General features: G+C 41.5%; 16 protein-coding genes and 1 pseudogene. 2 read left to right on the top strand and 15 right to left on the bottom strand.

The window, feature by feature from the left end; all coding sequences use genetic code 11:
* Window positions 1–22: 22 nt before the first annotated feature.
* The 6 genes from D0S24_RS16805 to D0S24_RS16785 all read right to left on the bottom strand — a co-directional run bounded on the left by D0S24_RS16805 (window position 23) and on the right by D0S24_RS16785 (window position 5,168).
* Window positions 23–247 (bottom strand): DUF2795 domain-containing protein, encoded by a 225-nt coding sequence (locus tag D0S24_RS16805; protein WP_013994285.1) that lies wholly within the window; start codon window positions 245–247, stop codon window positions 23–25.
* 125 nt (window positions 248–372) lie between these two features.
* Window positions 373–948: a cob(I)yrinic acid a,c-diamide adenosyltransferase gene (locus tag D0S24_RS16800; protein ID WP_117020982.1), complete on the bottom strand. Its 576-nt coding sequence runs from the start codon at window positions 946–948 to the stop codon at window positions 373–375.
* A gap of 233 nt (window positions 949–1,181) precedes the next feature.
* Window positions 1,182–1,325: a hypothetical protein gene (locus tag D0S24_RS21180; protein WP_181938123.1), complete on the bottom strand. Its 144-nt coding sequence runs from the start codon at window positions 1,323–1,325 to the stop codon at window positions 1,182–1,184.
* A gap of 241 nt (window positions 1,326–1,566) precedes the next feature.
* Window positions 1,567–2,073, bottom strand: coding sequence for a hypothetical protein (locus D0S24_RS16795; RefSeq protein WP_117020981.1), 507 nt, complete (start codon window positions 2,071–2,073; stop codon window positions 1,567–1,569).
* A 21-nt stretch (window positions 2,074–2,094) separates the two neighbouring features.
* Window positions 2,095–3,975, bottom strand: a complete 1,881-nt coding sequence (locus D0S24_RS16790) for an ABC-F family ATP-binding cassette domain-containing protein (RefSeq protein WP_117020980.1) — start codon at window positions 3,973–3,975, stop codon at window positions 2,095–2,097.
* A gap of 8 nt (window positions 3,976–3,983) precedes the next feature.
* Window positions 3,984–5,168: a DUF4105 domain-containing protein gene (locus D0S24_RS16785; RefSeq protein ID WP_117020979.1), complete on the bottom strand. Its 1,185-nt coding sequence runs from the start codon at window positions 5,166–5,168 to the stop codon at window positions 3,984–3,986.
* 200 nt (window positions 5,169–5,368) lie between these two features.
* Between D0S24_RS16785 and D0S24_RS16780 the strand changes: the two genes are divergently transcribed.
* Window positions 5,369–6,112 (top strand): phosphatidylcholine/phosphatidylserine synthase, encoded by a 744-nt coding sequence (locus D0S24_RS16780; RefSeq protein WP_117020978.1) that lies wholly within the window; start codon window positions 5,369–5,371, stop codon window positions 6,110–6,112.
* An 84-nt stretch (window positions 6,113–6,196) separates the two neighbouring features.
* Here D0S24_RS16780 and lptB read toward each other — a convergent pair whose 3' ends face one another.
* From lptB to D0S24_RS16760, 4 genes and pseudogenes are all read right to left on the bottom strand, one after another.
* A complete protein-coding gene (gene lptB / locus D0S24_RS16775) occupies window positions 6,197–6,937 on the bottom strand; it encodes an LPS export ABC transporter ATP-binding protein (protein ID WP_117020977.1) in 741 nt (246 codons plus the stop codon).
* Between the two features lie 275 nt (window positions 6,938–7,212).
* Window positions 7,213–7,323, bottom strand: a pseudogene (locus D0S24_RS21465) (carboxymuconolactone decarboxylase family protein); the annotation flags it as partial.
* Window positions 7,307–8,149, bottom strand: coding sequence for a twin-arginine translocase subunit TatC (gene tatC / locus D0S24_RS16765; protein ID WP_117020976.1), 843 nt, complete (start codon window positions 8,147–8,149; stop codon window positions 7,307–7,309). The pseudogene D0S24_RS21465 and the gene tatC, both read right to left, overlap by 17 nt.
* Window positions 8,149–9,114 (bottom strand): SIS domain-containing protein, encoded by a 966-nt coding sequence (locus D0S24_RS16760; RefSeq protein ID WP_117020975.1) that lies wholly within the window; start codon window positions 9,112–9,114, stop codon window positions 8,149–8,151. Before D0S24_RS16760 ends, tatC begins: the two co-directional genes overlap by 1 nt.
* A 209-nt stretch (window positions 9,115–9,323) precedes the next feature.
* Between D0S24_RS16760 and recQ the strand changes: the two genes are divergently transcribed.
* Window positions 9,324–11,525, top strand: a complete 2,202-nt coding sequence (gene recQ, locus D0S24_RS16755) for a DNA helicase RecQ (protein ID WP_117020974.1) — start codon at window positions 9,324–9,326, stop codon at window positions 11,523–11,525.
* A gap of 136 nt (window positions 11,526–11,661) precedes the next feature.
* Here recQ and D0S24_RS16750 read toward each other — a convergent pair whose 3' ends face one another.
* The 5 genes from D0S24_RS16750 to D0S24_RS16730 form a co-directional block, all read right to left on the bottom strand.
* The gene (locus D0S24_RS16750; RefSeq protein ID WP_117021076.1) at window positions 11,662–12,720 is read right to left on the bottom strand and encodes an LD-carboxypeptidase; all 1,059 of its coding nucleotides are present in this window, start codon (window positions 12,718–12,720) and stop codon (window positions 11,662–11,664) included.
* Between the two features lie 81 nt (window positions 12,721–12,801).
* On the bottom strand, window positions 12,802–14,139 hold the full coding sequence (locus tag D0S24_RS16745) for a carboxypeptidase-like regulatory domain-containing protein (RefSeq protein ID WP_117020973.1): 1,338 nt from the start codon (window positions 14,137–14,139) through the stop codon (window positions 12,802–12,804).
* Window positions 14,140–14,448: 309 nt separating this feature from the next.
* The gene (locus tag D0S24_RS16740) at window positions 14,449–15,978 is read right to left on the bottom strand and encodes a carbon-nitrogen hydrolase family protein (RefSeq protein ID WP_117020972.1); all 1,530 of its coding nucleotides are present in this window, start codon (window positions 15,976–15,978) and stop codon (window positions 14,449–14,451) included.
* A 46-nt stretch (window positions 15,979–16,024) separates the two neighbouring features.
* Window positions 16,025–16,756 (bottom strand): 23S rRNA pseudouridine(2604) synthase RluF, encoded by a 732-nt coding sequence (gene rluF / locus D0S24_RS16735; RefSeq protein ID WP_117020971.1) that lies wholly within the window; start codon window positions 16,754–16,756, stop codon window positions 16,025–16,027.
* 130 nt (window positions 16,757–16,886) lie between these two features.
* The gene (locus tag D0S24_RS16730) at window positions 16,887–18,986 is read right to left on the bottom strand and encodes a family 20 glycosylhydrolase (RefSeq protein WP_117020970.1); all 2,100 of its coding nucleotides are present in this window, start codon (window positions 18,984–18,986) and stop codon (window positions 16,887–16,889) included.
* Between the last annotated feature and the right edge of the window lie 44 nt (window positions 18,987–19,030).

The following is a 19,030-nucleotide window of genomic DNA, read 5'->3' as shown; positions in this document are numbered from 1 at the left end:
TTGTTGTAATTCCGTTAATATTTTAATACTCGTCCTCGTTCCAAAGATAGTCTTCTTCCGTAGGGTAGTCTGGCCAAATCTCTTCGATCGATTCATAAATTTCCCCTCCTTCTTCCTCCATGGACTGTAGGTTTTCTACAACCTCCAAAGGTGCACCGGTTCTAATTGAGTAATCTATCAATTCGTCTTTTGTTGCGGGCCAGGGCGCATCGCTCAAATAGGATGCCAATTCTAATGTCCAATACATCGTAATTATTTATTTTTTATATTTTGCAAAAGTAATTTTTAAACTGAAACAGCCAAGTTTTTTTGCATAAAATTCACCTAATTTTATCGCTTTAATAATTTGATAACGAAGAATTAACGATTTTATTAGTCTCCTTTCTCCGGAATCCACTTAACTTCTTCTGCTTGTGCTTCATAGGACAATTTTCGTGCCAATACAAAGAGAAAATCGGAAAGCCTGTTAATATAGGATAACAATAAAGGGTCTACCGGCTCATAATCGTTCAATTGGGAGGTCAGACGCTCCGCCCTACGGCAAATAGTCCTTGCAATATGACAATATGACACTGTTGTATGTCCCCCTGGCAATATAAAATTGGTCATTGGGGGCAGGTGCTGCTCCATTAAGTCTATTTCCTTTTCTAGAAAATGTACATCCGTAGTAGCGATTTTGGGAATGTTTAATCGGTCTTTTCCACTTTTTAGTTTTTCCTTTTTGGGCTCAATGGCCAATAGGGCACCCAAGGTAAAAAGTTGTTCCTGGATTTTTATCAATACCGTTTTGTAAGGTATTCCCAAGGGCTGGTCCCTGATCAGTCCGATCCAGGAATTGAGCTCGTCCAAGGTGCCATAACTTTCAATTCGGATGTGATGCTTGGGTACCCGGGTGCCGCCAAACAGGCCTGTTGTGGCGTCATCGCCTGTCTTGGTGTATATTTTCATCTTTTTAAAATTTTATATTTTTCTGAAAATGAAGAAACTAAAAATTGCTGCACATTCAGGTATTCGCATAAGTTGGTTGGTATGCAATGATGAAATTGGTTTATGCCCATTTCATACCGGTCAATGTATATTTATTTGGGTACAAATAATTTTTATGGTCAATAGGGGAGGGCAAGCCGGAGCAATAGTTGGGATTGCTTTAGGGCATGTCCAAAACTGTTTTAGGCTTGGCCCTAGGACTTACTGTTATCTTCCCGCTTATAATCTTCCATGAATTTTCTGGATTTTCTGTCCCTGCTCCTTCTTTTGGTAAATCCTTGGGCAACAAAGAAAACCACTCCCAGAACGGCCAGTACTATGTAAATGATATAGTCCATCGGTTATATTTTCAATTTCTTTCTAAGTACATGACAAAAATCGTCTTAACAAGATTTTTCGGAAAATCCGTTTTACCCCAATCCCTAAAGGGAGCCTGATTTTCCTCGATTTCTCCCCTGCCCGACTACTTCGTTCAGGCGGGCTTTAGGGTCGGGGTCATAAATTGAGGAAAATCTTACGGATCTAAATTTTGTCATGTACTATTCCTACTAATTTCTTTATCTTCTTAAAAATACGGGTTTAAATCCGAATCTTAAAATGTTCCTTTACCTGTTCCCTTCTAAAAAATACCAGTCCACAGTAAAATAGGTCTATGGTTACCTTTACCTGTTTCAATTCTTTGATGTCCTTCCATAATTTGTGGGAGTTCCCTGTTCTATATATCCCATTTACAATTACAACGGTATCGTTGGCAATGTGGCCATTGTGGACAATCCATTCATCTACGGCTGCCCTATCTGCCAGGTCGATAAAAATTAATTCATTGGAGGTAATGGTGAAAGTAACTTCCTTTAAATGGTTGGTTATTTCCTTTTGCAGGGAAATATTGTTGGGGACCAATTGAACACGGCATAGATTAAAATAGGCCATTGTCTTTATTAGAATGTTGTGGGACTTTGGTATTTTATAATGTGGGGCGGTGTATAGGCATTTGGTAATATAGCTGTAAACAAAAGGGGAGTGCACCCCGTGCTGGTTGCTGGATGACAGCTGGAACCTTATAAATGCAAATAGCCTATACAACATCTAAAACTTTATTGTGTAGGGTCAGTTATCCATATACATGGAAAGTTCAAACCAGCGTTCCGTTTTTTCTTCAATGGCATCCGTAATTTCCTTGAGGCGGATGGACAATTTGGAAATTTCCTCGCCCGATAGGGTACTGTCCGTAAATTTATTCTGGATCTCTACTTTTTGGGATTCCATTTTTTGGATTTCCTTTTCCAATTGTTTGTATTCCTTTTGCTCCATAAAGGAAAGTTTTTTTCCGGTTTCTTCCTCTTTCCAACTGTTTTTGGTGTTTTTTATTTCATTGGCTTTTTCCTTGGCGGCCTTGTATTCCTGTAGGTTGCTGTCTTCATAGGTCCTGAAATCGGAATAGTTGCCGGGGAAGTCCTCTATTTCCGCATTTCCCCTAAAAACAAAGAGGTGGTCCACGATCTTATCCATAAAATAACGGTCGTGGGAAACTACCAAAAGGCAGCCTGGGAAATCGAGTAGGAAACTTTCCAATACGTTCAGGGTTACAATGTCCAGATCGTTGGTGGGTTCGTCCAAGATCAGAAAGTTGGGATTTTGTATCAATACGGTACACAGGTATAGCCGTTTGCGTTCCCCTCCACTTAACTTTTCAACAAAATCATATTGTTTTTTACGGTCGAACAGAAAACGTTCCAAGAGTTGCTGGGCCGAAATTTGTTTTCCCTTCATTAACGGAATGTAATCCCCGAATTCGCGGATCACGTCGATTACTTTTTGACCCTCCTTTACGGTAATGCCCTTTTGGGTGTAGTAGCCAAACTTAATGGTTTCTCCTATGACCACCTTGCCACTGTCCGGTGGTATGCCGCCGCTCAGAATATTTAAAAAGGTAGATTTTCCCGTACCATTTTTTCCTATGATGCCAATACGTTCCCCCTTCAGGAAATTGTATTCAAATTTGTCCAGAATGGGCTTATTGGGGAAAGATTTGGATATTTTATGGAGCTCCACGATTTTACTGCCCATCCGTTCCATATTTATTTCCAATTGCACCTCGTGCTCCTTTCTCCGCTGACTTGCCTTTTCCTTGATGTCGTGAAAATCATCGATTCTGGATTTCGATTTGGTGGTCCGTGCCTTGGGCTGTCTCCGCATCCAATCCAATTCCTTTTTGAACAGTATTTTCGATTTGTGCTGTTCCACGGCCTCCTGCTCTATCCGGGCCTCCTTCTTTTCCAAATAGTAGGAATAATTGCCCTTGTAGGAATATAGCTGCCCATTATCCAGTTCAATAATTTCATTGCAGACCCGCTCCAGAAAATAGCGGTCGTGGGTAACCATGAACAGGGTCATATTTTCTTTGGCGAAATACTGTTCCAGCCACTCGATCATTTCCAGGTCCAAATGGTTGGTAGGTTCATCAAGGATAAGTAGGTCCGGCCTGTTGATCAAGGCATTGGCCATTGCCAATCGCTTCTTTTGCCCTCCGGAAAGCAGCCCTACCTTTACTTCTAGATCTTCCAATTTTAATTTGAAAAGGATCTGCTTGTACTGGGTTTCAAAATCCCAGGCACCATAGCGTTCCATGGCTTCAAAGGCTTTTTGATAGGCATCGGCATCTTCAGGGTCCAGAAGTGCGCGTTCGTAGTTTTGGATAACTTTTAAAACCTCGTTGTCCGATGCGAAAATGGTTTCCTCAACGGTTAAATTGGGGTCCAATTCCGGTTCTTGTTCTAAAAAGGAAATTCGAATGCCCTTACGGGTATTGATCTGCCCACTGTCCGACGCATCCTTGCCGGAAAGTATTTTTAGGATCGAGGTCTTTCCGCTGCCGTTTTTGGCGATCAGCGCAATCTTTTGGTCTTTGTTGATACCAAAGGAAATGTTTGAGAAAAGCGATAATTCGCCAAATGACTTGGATATGTTTTCTACGGTAAGTAGGTTCATTTAAGGTGTTATTTTAAACTGGTGTGTTGTCGGAAAAACTTCCATAAAAAGAGATATCTAACGCCAAGCATTATCCAAAGGGGAATGGCCAAGGGGGAGAACACTTGTACTCTAAATACTGCCAAAAACATGGTTAAGCCCAATAATCCCAACAAAAATAATAAGTATTTGGGCAACCAACTGGGGGCGTTGTTCTTTTTAACAATGAAAAAGCCAATAATTAAATTTAGCGGAAATACCCATAGGATATTAAAATTATTGGCGGTGGCCGTATGATCGGTAAAAAACCATAGGAAAATGAGTACAACACCGGCCAGCCCGGTAACAAAAAATAATATGGAATCCATTAGCCTGCTTCTAACATGATTCTTATAGTCGATATAGGTGATGGTCAGAACAAACAATACCATGGCCAATATCCAAAATAGGGGAGAGGCCAAAAAATATCCCTTTTCCTCCCTTTTTACAGTGGTTAGAACAGACCGCTCCCTAACTACCAAATCGTTTTCGGACAAGGTGGTATTGTTCAATTGTTCCGAAACGTACAGGGGCAAAAACATATGTTCTTTAAGGGTGGCGGTTTTATCTATTATAGCTCCTAAGGCTAGGTCTATGCCAAAGCTGGACCATGAATTGGTAAATAAGTTTTGGTGTATAAGCTGCCTGAAGGTATAGTTTTTTTCCAAATGACCTTCATTAAAATGTAGGTTTTTGCCCAGGGCCTCCTGAAGTACGTCCCCAATTTTGGTGGCACAATTGTTAAAAAAGAAATCGTATTTGTAATCCCTATTTTCCGGGAGATAATTTTTTTCCAAAAATAGGAATAAATCATTCCTTTCGGTTGGGTTGAGTTGCAAGAGCTGTTCTTTTACCCATCTATTCTCCATTTCGTAGGCGTACAAAAAGTTGGGCATGCTCTGCTTGCTCAGGGAATAGTTTAACTTGCCCATGGCAAACTCCACATAGAACACGGGCGGGTCAAAATTAAAAGTCCCATAATTATAGACCACGTCCAATCCTTGGGAAGGATCTTGGACCCTAAAGGCACTATGTCCAAAAGTGGTATAGAGGTCACTTCCTGAGCCACAAGTTAAAACGCTTATTTGGGATTCTGGCGATAACTCCCTTAGCTGTGCGGCGCCGTGGAAGATCGGGCCCAAAAAGAATATAATAAAAAGAATCCTGATGGTCATATACTATAGGGAGCCACTATTTTTTTGAAATTATCAACGCAAATATCGAATAATTTATAAGATTTAAGACGGATAGTATTAGCTATTATAAAAAACAGGATATATTTTAACAGCATTTTTTAATAAATGGTATTTTTACAGGAGAATACCGAAGTTGCGATAGGCAAATGTCGCTGTAGAACCAAGTAAAAACAAGACCGATGAAGAGCCATATTCCGAATATCATTACCCTATTGAATGTTTTTTGTGGTTGTATAGCCACCGTGTTTGCGGTTTTGAACAAGTTGGAGATGGCCGCTTTTTTTGTCTTTTTAGGTATTTTTTTTGATTTTTTTGATGGATTGGCCGCTAGGGCCTTGAAGGTAAAAAGTGAATTGGGACTGCAATTGGATTCCTTGGCCGATGTAATTACGAGCGGATTGGTACCCGGTATAGTGATGTTTCAGTTGTTGAACATGTCCTATAGCGGTGGATGGAACATCGGACTGCATTTGGATTCGGCCACACCCGATATTCCTTTGATTCCTTATTTCGGGTTTCTGATTACCCTGGCCTCGGCCTATCGATTGGCTAAGTTTAATCTGGATGAAAATCAGGTTTCCTCTTTTGTAGGGCTCCCAACACCGGCCAATGCCTTGTTGATACTTTCCTTCCCCTTAATATTGCTATATCACAACAACGATTATTTAAATGCCATAATTTTGAACAAATGGTTTTTGATAGGGACTACGCTATTGAGTTCCTATCTGCTTAATGCCCGTATTCCATTGTTTGCCCTGAAGTTTAAAAATTGGAGTTTTAAGGACAACGCCCTGCGCTATATTTTTATAACGGTAAGTTTTGTGCTTATACTTACCATGAAATATATGGCAATTCCGGGCATCATAGCCTTTTATGTCATTAGTTCTATGGTAAGTAACCTAAAAGTCCAAAAAACCGATTAATAGCCTGTACATATTGACCTTTAATAAATGTTCCGAACGTTATAAGGATAGTTGTTTTGTACAAATCCGGGGTAAAGGATTTGATTAAAAATCCAATTTTTTCCTTCGCAGCTCAAAATTTTGTCCCAAATACACTTTGCGGACCATTTCATCGGCCGCCAAATCTTCGGGAATCCCGGATTTTAGGATGCCCCCTTCAAACATAAGATAGGAACGTTCGGTAATTGCCAAAGTTTCCTGTACGTTGTGGTCGGTAATTAAGATGCCTATATTCTTATTTTTGAGTTGGGCCACAATTTTCTGAATATCCTCAACGGCCACGGGATCCACTCCCGCAAAAGGTTCGTCCAATAAAATGAATTTTGGATCTGTAGCCAGGGCCCTTGCTATTTCGGTACGTCTTCTTTCGCCTCCGGATAAAAGATCGCCCCGGTTTTTGCGGATGTGTCCCAGACCAAATTCCTCTATGAGCGATTCCATCTTCATCAGCTGCTCCTTCTTGCTCAATTTGGTCAACTGGAGTACGCTCAGAATATTTTTTTCGATGCTCAATTTTCTAAATACGGAGGCTTCTTGGGCCAAATATCCAATGCCATTTTGCGCCCTTTTGTACATGGGGAAGCGCGTAATTTCCATTTTATCCAGATAAATATTGCCGCCATTGGGTTTTATTAGGCCTACTATCATATAGAACGAGGTGGTTTTTCCGGCACCATTGGGGCCCAATAGACCCACGATCTCCCCTTGGTTGACCTCCAAGGAAATTCCCTTCACTACCTGTCGCCCTCGATAGGACTTCATAATATTATCTGCTCTTAACTTCATAGTACCTTTCTATCTATAGATTCTCCTAGCCTTGGGTCTGTACCTGTCCGTTCGTTGGACAGGATTTCCGGTCCGTCCGCGGCGGTAAGGACGGGTGGAACAAAACTAAGCCTTAAATTAGTTTGGGAAAAGATATTGTAATTTTTTTAACCTACTTGGTTTTCCAGTTCCTCCCAATATGTATAGGCCCTTCTTAGGTGGGGCCACTATTGTGCCGCCGAGGCCACCAATCCCAATAGTTCCTTGGTCTTTATATCCAGGACACCGACGGCTTAGGCATTGATATCCAGGTTAAAGATCCTTTTTATGATCTTGTTGTTGTCTGCCAACAGCTTTTCGTTCATTTTGGAACGACAGTCGTTAAATTCCTTAACTTGATTTTGCATTCCTTTTCTTTTCTTTTTTCGCTTCCCTTTTTAATACCATTTTGGAAATATAGATGCTTAACTGATAAAGGATTAATATAGGTACTGCGACAATAATTTGGCTGGCCACGTCAGGAGGGGTAATCACAGCGGATATAATAAGTACAACTACAAGGGCAATTTTTCTGTATTTGCGGAGTATTTCCGGGGTAACCAACCCTACTTTGGTCAAGAAATAAATGATAATGGGCAATTCAAATATGAGACCGCAGGCAATTACGGCCGCCCTTACGGTAGAGATATAGGATAATAGATCTATTTCCCGTACTACGGAGTCGCTTATGGAATAACTTCCTAAAAAGTTAATGGATAAAGGGGCTACTACATAATACCCGAACAAAACGCCCATAAAGAATAAGGTAGAAGCTATAAAAATAAATCCCCTTGCATTCTGTCGTTCATTGTCGTACAGCCCGGGAGCAATAAATTTCCATAATTCGTATAGCACATAGGGGAATCCAATGATAAAACCGGCCCATATGGAGGTCCAGATATGTGCGGAGAACTGTTCGGACATTTGCCTACTCTGTACCGTAAATTCCGGTTCAGTATTACAAAATGCCTCACTAAAGCCCAGCATTTTGGAAAAATCACAAAACACATGATAGGTAGGGAAATCGGGCATCATTGGCCCAAAAATGACAACGTCGAAAATAAAGCTTTTCATTAAAAAAGCTCCTCCCCCTATTATAACTATGGCCAAGACCGATCTTATCAAATGCCATCTTAGTTCTTCCAAATGGTCCAGGAAGGACATTTCATTTGGGGACTTAATCTTTTTTGCCATTACAGTATTCCTTCTTTAATTAAATTGTGTAAATGTACTATTCCTTTGTAATTCCCTCCATCAACAACCAATAATTGTGATATATTATTGGCCTGCATTATTTCCAAAGCCTTTACGGCGAGGACACCCGAGGTTATTGTTTTAGGGGAAACACTCATGATGTCCTTGGCGGTTAAGCCATAAATATTGTCATATTTATTGAGCATTCGCCTTATATCGCCATCCGTTATTATCCCAACTATTTTTTGGTCTTCCAATACCGCTGTAGCGCCCAACATTTTTTCGGAGATCTCTATAATCACGGATTTTACGTCACTGTTGGTGCGTACCTGCGGGATCTGATTGTTACCGGCAATATCGCCTACCCTTAAATATAACTTTTTTCCAAGTGCACCTCCCGGGTGGTATTTTGCAAAGTCCTTACTGCTAAACCCCTTGAGTTCCAAAAGGCAGATGGCCAGGGCATCCCCTATGACCAATTGGGCAGTTGTACTGGTAGTGGGCGCCAGGTTGTTGGGGCAGGCCTCTTTTTCCACATAGGTGTTTAAAATAAAGTCGGCCTGGCCCGCCAAATAGGAATCAGGGTTCCCGGTCATGCCTATCAATTTGTTCCTGCCCCGTTTTATTAAGGGCACCAGCATCTTAATTTCGGCAGTATTGCCACTTTTGGATATGCAGATCACCACATCGTCTTGCTGTACGGTGCCAAGATCGCCGTGTATGGCATCGGCCGCATGCATAAATATGGATGGGGTACCTGTAGAATTTAGGGTGGCAACAATTTTGGAAGCGATAAGGGCACTTTTTCCAACTCCGGAAATAATGACCCTGCCTTTAGAATGTCTGATGCATTCCACCGCATTGGAAAAATCTTCGTTCAAGAGAGTCGCTAAATGGGATATAGCCTTGGCCTCATTTTCTATGGTTTTCTTTGCTATGGCCAATATAGCTTTGGTGTCGCTCAAAGTAAATTATAATTAGGTGATGATTTTCCTAAAAGAAAGTCTTATCTTTATTTTACAAAATTACATAAACTTAAGTTTATAGGATATTTTAAATTTGAACAAATTTATTTCGCACAAATACGTATTTAAAAGATAAAAATTCTTTAACTTAAGGAATTTGATTTTTGGCAGTGTAGCCTATTTTAATATTAATAATGGTGTAGTACGGTATGGGTATAAATGAGATTGATTTACATGCCTCTCTAAAAAAGTATTTTGGATTCTCCCAATTCAAAGGTTTACAGGAAAATGTTGTTAAGAATATTGTACAAGGGAACAATACCTTTGTGATCATGCCTACTGGTGGTGGGAAATCCCTTTGTTATCAATTGCCCGCCCTGATGCAGGAAGGAACTGCCATTGTGGTATCACCGTTGATCGCCTTGATGAAAAACCAGGTAGATGCCATTAGGGACGTTTCCAGTGAGATAGGGGTGGCCCATGTCTTGAACTCTTCGTTGACAAAGACCGAGATCAGACAGGTGAAAAGCGATGTAAGCAGTGGTATAACCAAGCTTTTATATGTGGCTCCGGAATCCTTGACCAAGGAGGAATATGTAGACTTTTTACAGGGGGAGACCATATCTTTCGTGGCAGTGGACGAGGCCCATTGTATTTCGGAATGGGGCCACGATTTTAGGCCGGAATACCGTAATTTGAAATCTATCGTCGGTAGGTTGGGAGATAAGATTCCGCTTATTGCCCTAACAGCTACCGCGACCCCCAAGGTACAGGAAGATATTATCAAGAACTTGGGCATAATGGATGCCAAGGTGTTCAAGGCCAGTTTCAATAGACCTAATCTTTATTACGAAGTTAGGCCCAAAACCCAAAATGTTGATAGTGACATCATTCGTTTTATAAAGCAAAATTCGGGCAAGTCGGGCATTATTTATTGTCTTAGTAGAAAACGTGTGGAGGAGTTGGCCCAAGTACTACAGGTGAACGGGGTCAGTGCGGTGCCATATCATGCCGGATTGGATGGTAAGACCAGGTCCAGGCACCAGGACATGTTCCTTATGGAGGATGTAGATGTAGTGGTTGCCACCATTGCTTTTGGGATGGGAATCGATAAACCGGACGTACGCTTTGTAATCCATCACGATATTCCAAAGAGTATAGAAAGCTACTATCAGGAGACAGGTAGGGCCGGAAGGGATGGGGGAGAGGGCCATTGCCTTGCCTTCTATTCCTATAAGGATGTGGAAAAATTGGAAAAATTTATGTCGGGCAAGCCCGTGGCGGAACAGGAGATAGGAAACGCCCTGTTACAGGAAATAGTAGGTTATGCGGAAACTTCCATGTCCCGAAGAAAATTCATACTGCATTATTTTGGGGAGGAATTTGATGAGGTAAACGGTGAGGGGGCCGATATGGACGACAATACTAGAAACCCCAAGGAAAAGCAGGAGGCCAAGGACGATGTGGTTAAGCTGATCGGTGTAGTAACAGGCACCAGTGAAAAATTCAAGTCCAAAGAGATTGTTAGGGCCCTGGTAGGTAAGGTAAATGCCTTGATTTCCTCTCACAAGACCGATGAAAAGGAATTTTTTGGTATCGGAAAGGATAAGGATAAAGGCTATTGGATGGCCTTGATACGGCAGACCTTGGTCGCCGGTCTGCTTAGAAAGGAAATTGAACAATACGGAATTTTACATGTAACCCCCCTAGGGAAGGAATTTGTAAAGAATCCAACTTCATTTATGATGACGATGGACCATGTTTACAATAAGGAGACCGATGATGCCATTGTAAGCGCTGCCAAATCTTCAGCTGGTGTAGCCGATGATAATCTGTTAAAGATTTTAAAGGATTTAAGAAAAAAGGAGGCCCATAAATTAGGGGTTCCGCCTTTTGTTGTTTTTCAGGACCCCTCCTTGGAGGATATGGCCCTGAAATATCCTATATCCCTAGATGAATTGGTCAATATCTATGGCGTTGGGGAAGGTAAGGCAAAAAAATATGGCAAACCCTTTGTAGATCAGATTGCTGCCTATGTTGAGGATAACAATATTTTAAGGCCCGATGATCTGATCGTAAAAAGTACGGGCGCCAATTCCTCCCTTAAGCTTTATATCATTCAGAATGTTGATAGAAAATTGCCATTGGACGATATTGCTTCCGCCAAGGGACTGGAATTGGGCGAATTGATCAAGGAGATGGAACAGATTGTCTTTAGTGGTACCAAATTGAATATCGCTTATTGGATCGATGAGATTCTGGACGAGGATCAGCAGGAGGAAATCCATGATTATTTCTTGGAAGCCAATACGGATGATCTTGAAGTGGCCTTAAAGGAATTTGATGGAGAATACGAGGATGAGGAACTTAGATTGTACCGACTGAAATTTATTAGCGAGGTGGCCAATTGAAACCATTCGGTTTGTTTTCTGCAATAGGCAATAGGCAGTGAAATCCATTTTTTGCCAACTATATGGCCGCCCAAAGTTTAAAGAACCTGATTCCGATATTTTTGGGGTGCAGGGTTTAAAAACGGTTGGAATTTATTTATTGGACCGCCTTTTCCAATAATTGCAGTGTCATTTGGTGGGTATCCAATCTCGCCTTGATCCCTATTGGCAAAGTAAAGTTGTTTTCAATATGGCCGAATGTCATGCCGTAAACAGCCGGTATTCCCAAGGGTTTGATTCTGTCCTGTACCACTTCCTTAAGTGTAAACGATTCGGGACCTGGAACACTGTCGCACCCATTAAAAACGCCCAAAACAATACCTGCCGCCTTACCAAAGGTCTTGCCCTGTATTAATTGGGTCAGCATCCGGTCTATACGATAGGGGGCTTCTTCAACATCTTCAAGAAAGACCAGGGCATCTGTAAAATCTATTTCATGGGGGGTTCCTATCAGGGCATTTACCAAAGTTAGACTGCCCCCTACCAATTTTCCCGAGACAATCCCAGGATTAATACAATATCGGCCATATTCGGGTTTGCTATATTCCTCTTGGTCCGTAATTTCGATATTGGTAATGGGTGGTGGCAATTTTTTGGAATTCATGACCACATTTAATAAATGCCCAATGCTGTAAGGGTCATTGATGGTGCTGCCTACGGGCCCGTGAAAAGTAATAAGGCCGGTTTCCTGATGTATGCCGTTCAAGAGGGCCGTAATATCGCTAAAACCGATTAAAGCTTTGGGGTTTTTTCCAATTAGTCCATAATCTATCAAGTGCATGATCCTGGTACATCCGTACCCTCCCCTTGCACACAGGATGCCGTCCACATTTTTATTGGCGAACATTTCGTTGAGATCGGTTGCCCTTTCCCCATCCGTATTGCTAAAGTAACCATGGTTGCCATGTATGCGATCCGTATGGTAAGGTATAAATCCTATTTTTTCCAAAGTTTCCTTGGCTTCCATCAAAATCTCGGGTTTTATGGCGTAGCCAGGGGCAATGAGGCCAATGGTATCCCCTCTTTTTAATGCTTTGGGCCTAAGGGTGTGGGGAGGCGGTTTTTTTTCTTGTGTATGGGCCAATAGGGATGCCGGTAGCAGGCCGGCCATGCCTGCCCCAATGGCCGTCTTAAAGAACTGTCTCCTTTTTTTCATTAATCTTATTTGGTAACACCTAAATATATAAAAAAAGTCCGCCATATAAGTGGCAGACTTCCTTCTTCAAATATAAATTTGCTACATTCCCAAGGAGGATGAGTCCTCTTTGGATTTGGACCTTTTTAGTTGCCTTTGTATTTTCTTTATGGCAGATTCTATAGATTTTTCAGGTTCTATAATATTGTACTCTCCCCAAAAATCGGGATCTGAAAATCCAATGGCCTCGTCCTCCAATATCATGGAAGATTTAATACGGTCCTTGAATTTGGGAGATTCGCCGGTGATGTTCTTCTCCCAGTCCGTAATGGCCATTTCACAGGTCATGCTATATACCGAATTGAATAGGCGATCGTCCCAATTTATTTTAAATTCCAAGAGCACATTACTGTATCCGTAGTACCATTTTCCGTTCTTTTCCCTGTAATCCACACGGTAGGCAATATCGGTTGGCCAAACATTGGCATGGACAGGTTTTTTGCGGACAAACATTTTGGAGGCCTTTTCCCTATCGGTAATGTTGAGGGAATAGATGGCACTGGTCAGTATTTTTTTATCGGCATCTATATACAACTTGCCTTGGTACAATGGGTCCAAAATGGATTCCTTTTGTTTAAAATTGATGACAAAGATAAGCCTGTCATCAACTTTGGTAGAATTTTCAAAGCTAAAGTTGTAATCATCGAAGGTTTCTTCCGTAAAGATATATTGTGGGTATTTGATCATGTCTACAAAGAGTGTATTAAATGGTCCTCCTTGCAGTTTAATGGCCAAGGTGTCCAATTTGTCATAATCGGTACTCTTTCTTGCCTTGTAAAGCTGTAATGCATCCCTGCGATCGGTATTGTAGGGAGATTTGTAAATATTGACCACGGCCTCTGATAAAGAAACGTTTTTTCTTCTTTTTTTAATGGTTTCCCTATAAAAGGCTGTCATTAAGGTAGGGTCGTCAAAATAATTTTCACCTTTCCTGAGCAGGGTTTCCCTGACCAGGGATTTTGCGTCTTTTGGAACCGCAAGTTTTACTTCGGATAATTCCATGAAGCTTACCACTAGGGCAATTTCGTTTTTATTTTCCTTCAACTGGCTTAAAGGAATAGTTTTGGTCTCGTATCCCAAAAATGAAACGCTGACCTGTCCCTCTTCAATATCTTTGGGAACTTTTAAAGAAAAATAACCCTCGGTATTACTGACGGTACTAATATTCGTGTTTTCAATGGAGAGCGTGGCGAAGACCAGCGGATTATTGGTTTCACTATCAATAATTTTACCTTGATATAGATTGAACGGGTTTTCCTGCTCCTGGATTTCTTGGTACAGGAAGGCCGCCGAAACGGAGGTCGGTACCCCTAAGAACAATAAAAAAGATACTGCAGCTAGAAGGGGATTTTTTCCAAAAGAATTTTTTTTGAACTTCATCTGTCTAAATTTTATGGTATCAAACGTGCAGAGGCATAGGCTATGAATGGTAGTTGGTGCAGGTTGACAAAAGTAATTTGATCCAAGCACTCAAAGTTTATATCAATGAACGGTCGACTCTCTAAGGTAGTGATTTTTAGTGAAATACTCTACTAAAAATTGTTTAATTTTTTGGATGCCCAAGATGGTGGGGTCCTTGCCAATGGAGCCTTGATTTTCGTCCTATAAATGCACAGTCATTGCATTTGGAAATTGGCATTGTATACCTATACCGGTCTGGGCAGGGTTGCCACCTTTGCAAAAACACTTCTACTGCTTTCTACGTACCTCAAAAATATCCGTTCTTCTATCTTTTAGGTTTCTAACGCTGCCAAATTGGTTCAGTTCCCTTAGTAGGTCTATATCTAGGTCAACGATCAGGATCATTTCTGTGTTTGGGGTAGCTTCGGCCTTTATCCCATTGGCCGGAAAAGCAAAGTCACAGGGAGTAAAAACCATAGATTGGGCATATTGGATATCCATATTATGTACCTTGGGCAAGTTGCCTACGCTTCCGGCAATGGCCACATAACATTCATTTTCTATGGCTCTGGCCTGGGCACAATATCTGACTCTGGAAAAGCCGTTTTGGGTATCAGTGAGGAAGGGGACAAACAAAATATCCATTCCTTCGTCTGCCAGTAACCTGCTTAGTTCAGGGAATTCGGAGTCGTAGCAGATCAGGACACCTATCTTTCCGCAATCCGTATCAAAAACCTTTAATTCGTTGCCTCCCTGCATGCCCCATACCCTTGCCTCATCTGGAGTTACATGGAGCTTTTCGTATCGTTCCTTGGTGCCGTCACGCTTACAGATGTATCCAACATTGTAAAGCGTTTCCTCCTTTATTTCCGGCATACTCCCTGTTATTATATTAATGTTGTAAGAAATAGCCAGTTCCGAAAAGCGCTGAACTATGGTGGCGGTGTGTTTGGCCAATTCCCGGATGGCGGCCGACTCGGATAGATGATTGTTCTCCGCCATAAGCGGGGCATTAAAGAATTCTGGGAACAGGGCAAAGTCTGAACGATAGCCGGAAACGGCATCTACAAAATACTCTGCCTGCTGAAGTACATCGTCCAGATTTTTATAGGGCCTCATTTGCCATTGGATGAGTCCTACCCTAACCACCTTTTTTACAACACTGGCCTTTTTGTTCGTTTTTTCATAGTAGATGTTGTCCCATTCCAAAAGCACGGCATAATCATTGGAGTCGGAATCACCTTCCAAATAGTTCTTAAGAATTTTACTGGGATGAAAATCGTTGGATATCTGAAAATTAAGTACCGGATCGTTTATTTCCTTACGCTTTACTTTGTCTATATAGGCCTTTGGGGATAAGCTATCCATATATTTGTGATAATTGGGGATTCTACCGCCAAAGACGACCCCTTTCAAATTTAGACGTTCGCATAGATCTTTTCTGTAGTCGTACAACCTTCTGCCCAAACGCATTCCCCTATACTCCGGTTTTATAAAGACATCTATACCGTAAAGTACGTCACCCTCCCGGGAATGGGTGTTAAAAGTATAATTGCCCGTGATCTGCTGGTAGGTATGCTTGTCTTCAAATAGTGCATAATCCAAAATAATGGACAATGCACATCCGGCGATTTGGTTATTTACCTTTATAACCACCTGTCCCTCTGGAAATCTATTTATTAGATGCTCTATTTGATGCTTCTGCCAGTATGATTCGGGCATAGTGGTGTAGGATTCTATCATGGCCGATTTAAGCTCCTGATAGTCGTCCAGGCTAAGGTACAATAACTCAATATTTTCTATTTCATCCATCTTCATGGTCTTATTATTATCAAAATTAAATTTGGGGGTAGAAGTGTTTTGGCTAGTGATGGGTCTTTTCAGAACCGGAAATCATTTCATTGATTTCGCTCAATTCCTTTTCGGATAAATATCGCCATTTGCCTACCGGAACGTCCAATTCAATATTCATTATCCTTATGCGCTTTAGGGCGGTTACTTTGTAGCCTAGATATTCGCACATTCGCCTTATCTGACGATTAAGTCCCTGTGTTAGAACAATCCGGAATTGAAATTTGTCCAATTCCTCGATTTCGCATTTTCGGGTTACCCTATCCAAAATGGGGACCCCATTGGCCATTTTTTCCAAGAATGTCTCGGTAATGGGCCTATCTACGGTTACAATATATTCTTTTTGGTGCCTATTTCTGGCCCTTAGAATCTTATTTACTATATCCCCGTCATTGGTCAATAGGATCAGCCCCTCACTGGGTTTGTCCAATCTACCAATAGGGAATATTCTACTGGGGTAATTTATGAAGTCGATAATATTGTCCTTCTCCACCTTTGTATCGGTAGTACAGACAATGCCAATGGGTTTGTTAAAGGCAATGTAAACGGGTTTTTCCTGTGGTTCGGAAATAAGCATCCCATCTACCCGTACTTCGTCGTCGAGGGTAATTTTTGTACCCATTTCGGGAATTTTTCCGTTAATGGTCACCCGTCTTTGGTCAATAAGTTTGTCCGCCGCCCTACGCGAACAATAGCCCATTTCACTTAAAAATTTGTTTATTCGGGTGGCTTCCTTCTCTTTCATATACACTCCTTAAGCCCGGTTATCAAATCGGATTTAGGGGCGAAATATACTTAATTTAACGCTTATTATTGTTAACATTGGTTCAAGATATTTCATCCCCAAATTCTTCTGTAGTAATTTTGGCCGGGATTTATTTTTTTAAGGGATCCGCATTTTCCATGTAAATCTCTTTTTCAAGTTCTAGGTCCAACTTCTTAAGGAACAACATTTCGGCATAGAATTGCCAGTCGAAATTTATGGATTGATTTGCCAAATGCACATGATGGTCCTGATCCAGGATATAGTTGTCCGGTTTGCTCAAAATTCGGGTTTTGCCATAGACCTGTTCCAATTCTTTTCTAAGGCTTCCAAATTCCGACTGCAATTCCTTTAACTTGGTGGAGGTTGCTATGATATTCTCCCTATTTTCTGCCATATCATAGTCGCGTAGGGCCAATAATATTTTTGGACTAAAGCCGGCCAGTTTGTTAACCTGTTCATATACTTGCAGGTTATGGTCGTTGCGCAGGGCGTGTGAACGGGCATTCTCTATTTTCTTTGCAATACTATCTGTTTGGGATAAAGTAAGGGCAGCGGTCCTTAAACGATCTTCATTGGCCAGGCTCCACGCTCCAATATTTTCTTTGTCGGGAAAGTCAATAACCCCCTCTTTCAAAGGATCTTCCATCTTTTTAAGGTAATTGCGTTGATCTCCTTTCAGCAGTGCATTCTTCCAAAAGGCCACTGGCGATTCCAGCTCGGTAATAAAAGCCTTGTTGTCATCGGCCATGGTATATCCATATTCCCTTTGCCTGAAGGCGCTCTTTATCTCTTCCTTATTGCGCTTATCCCCTGTCCAGGCATATTCCGCGAAAGCCAAAATACCTCTCATATATAATTCAAAATGTGGTGAATCATCATCCCAAAGGGTTAATAACAATCCATTTAGACCACTTTCTATGGAGCTCACCGCGAAAGATCGGATGTTTTCCATATTGCTTTCTTCCTGCGGCATTAAGACCCATCTCGTCTGGCCCGCCGTGGCCCCCATAACCTCCATGCCATGGTCTGTAAACCACTGCATTGCCTTGATGTTGCCCAATGCCTGTGGCGAACTATAGTTCCACCTCATGTAGATGCAATTCTTGGGGAAGATGTCCAGAAACTCCAGTAATTTGTGCTCGTTGTCCTTCCAAACCCGATCTACTTCTTCCTGGGTCATATCTTTTTCAAACATGGGGTCATAAACATCGGCCTGTTTAAGGGGCATATCGTCCCAAAAAATAGGGGTTTTTCCATGTTCTTCCGCAAATTGGGCCACTTTGTCCAACCACATCAGTTGTAATTTTAAGGGCGACTCCTTGCTACCACGTCCAGTGGTGTGTACTTCGTCACCACCAACATGCAGGTACTTTCCGTACGGAAAGGCCTCCATGGCATCCAAATAAAGGTCAAATTGTACTTCGTAGGTTTTGGGGTCCAAGGGGTTAAAGGCCCAATCGCTTTCCGGGCTGTCCCTAAGTTCCATGTATTCCGGATGCTTTAGGATAAAGGAGGCATGGCCCAGGCCTTGTACCAACGGACTTATTTCTATGTGCCTCTCCTTGGCGTAATCGCTGATCTTTTTCCATTCCCCAATACTCAGGGCATCTGCGGAGGCTACTGTAGGTTGCCGTTTAAATTTTAACTTGTCCTCAACTTCCAAAATAATACCGTTTACCTTATAGCTGGCCAGTTTATCCAATAACTTATAATAGTATTCCGTCTTTTCCAAATGGTGTTTTACATCCAAGTGTACGGAACGGTAGGCCAATAAAGGGTAATCCTTTAATTGGATTAACGGCAGGTTTACCTTTTGGTCCTTGGCGTCCAAAATTAATTGTTCCAAAGTTTTGAATGCATAGAACAAACCAGTTTCATCCTTACCTTTAATATGTACCTGTGCATCCGTAATGGTAAGGGTATAACCTTCCGCCGGTACGTCCAAACTGTTATCTATTTCATAGACTAGGTCCGGGTCTCCTTCATTTACATCGAGCATAAGAATGTCTTTGTCAATTATAGGCAATGCTTCGCCATTTTTGGCCTCAGTGTTCAAGGTTTGATCATAAGCAATTGAACTAACCCCTGTAACTTCAAATTCTTGTGGTTGGGGCAGCAATTTGAAGTCGCCCAATTTATTTTCTTTTGGGGAACAGGAGAATTGCAAAATGGAGATTGTCAATAGATAAATGCCTGTAATTTTTCTCATAAATTTATTATTGGTAATTAAATATGGGTTTGATTTATTTGCAA

The organism is Arenibacter sp. P308M17, from assembly GCF_003426735.1.
Taxonomy (GTDB): Bacteria; Bacteroidota; Bacteroidia; order Flavobacteriales; family Flavobacteriaceae; genus Arenibacter.
This window is presented reverse-complemented; position numbering and strand designations above follow the sequence as displayed.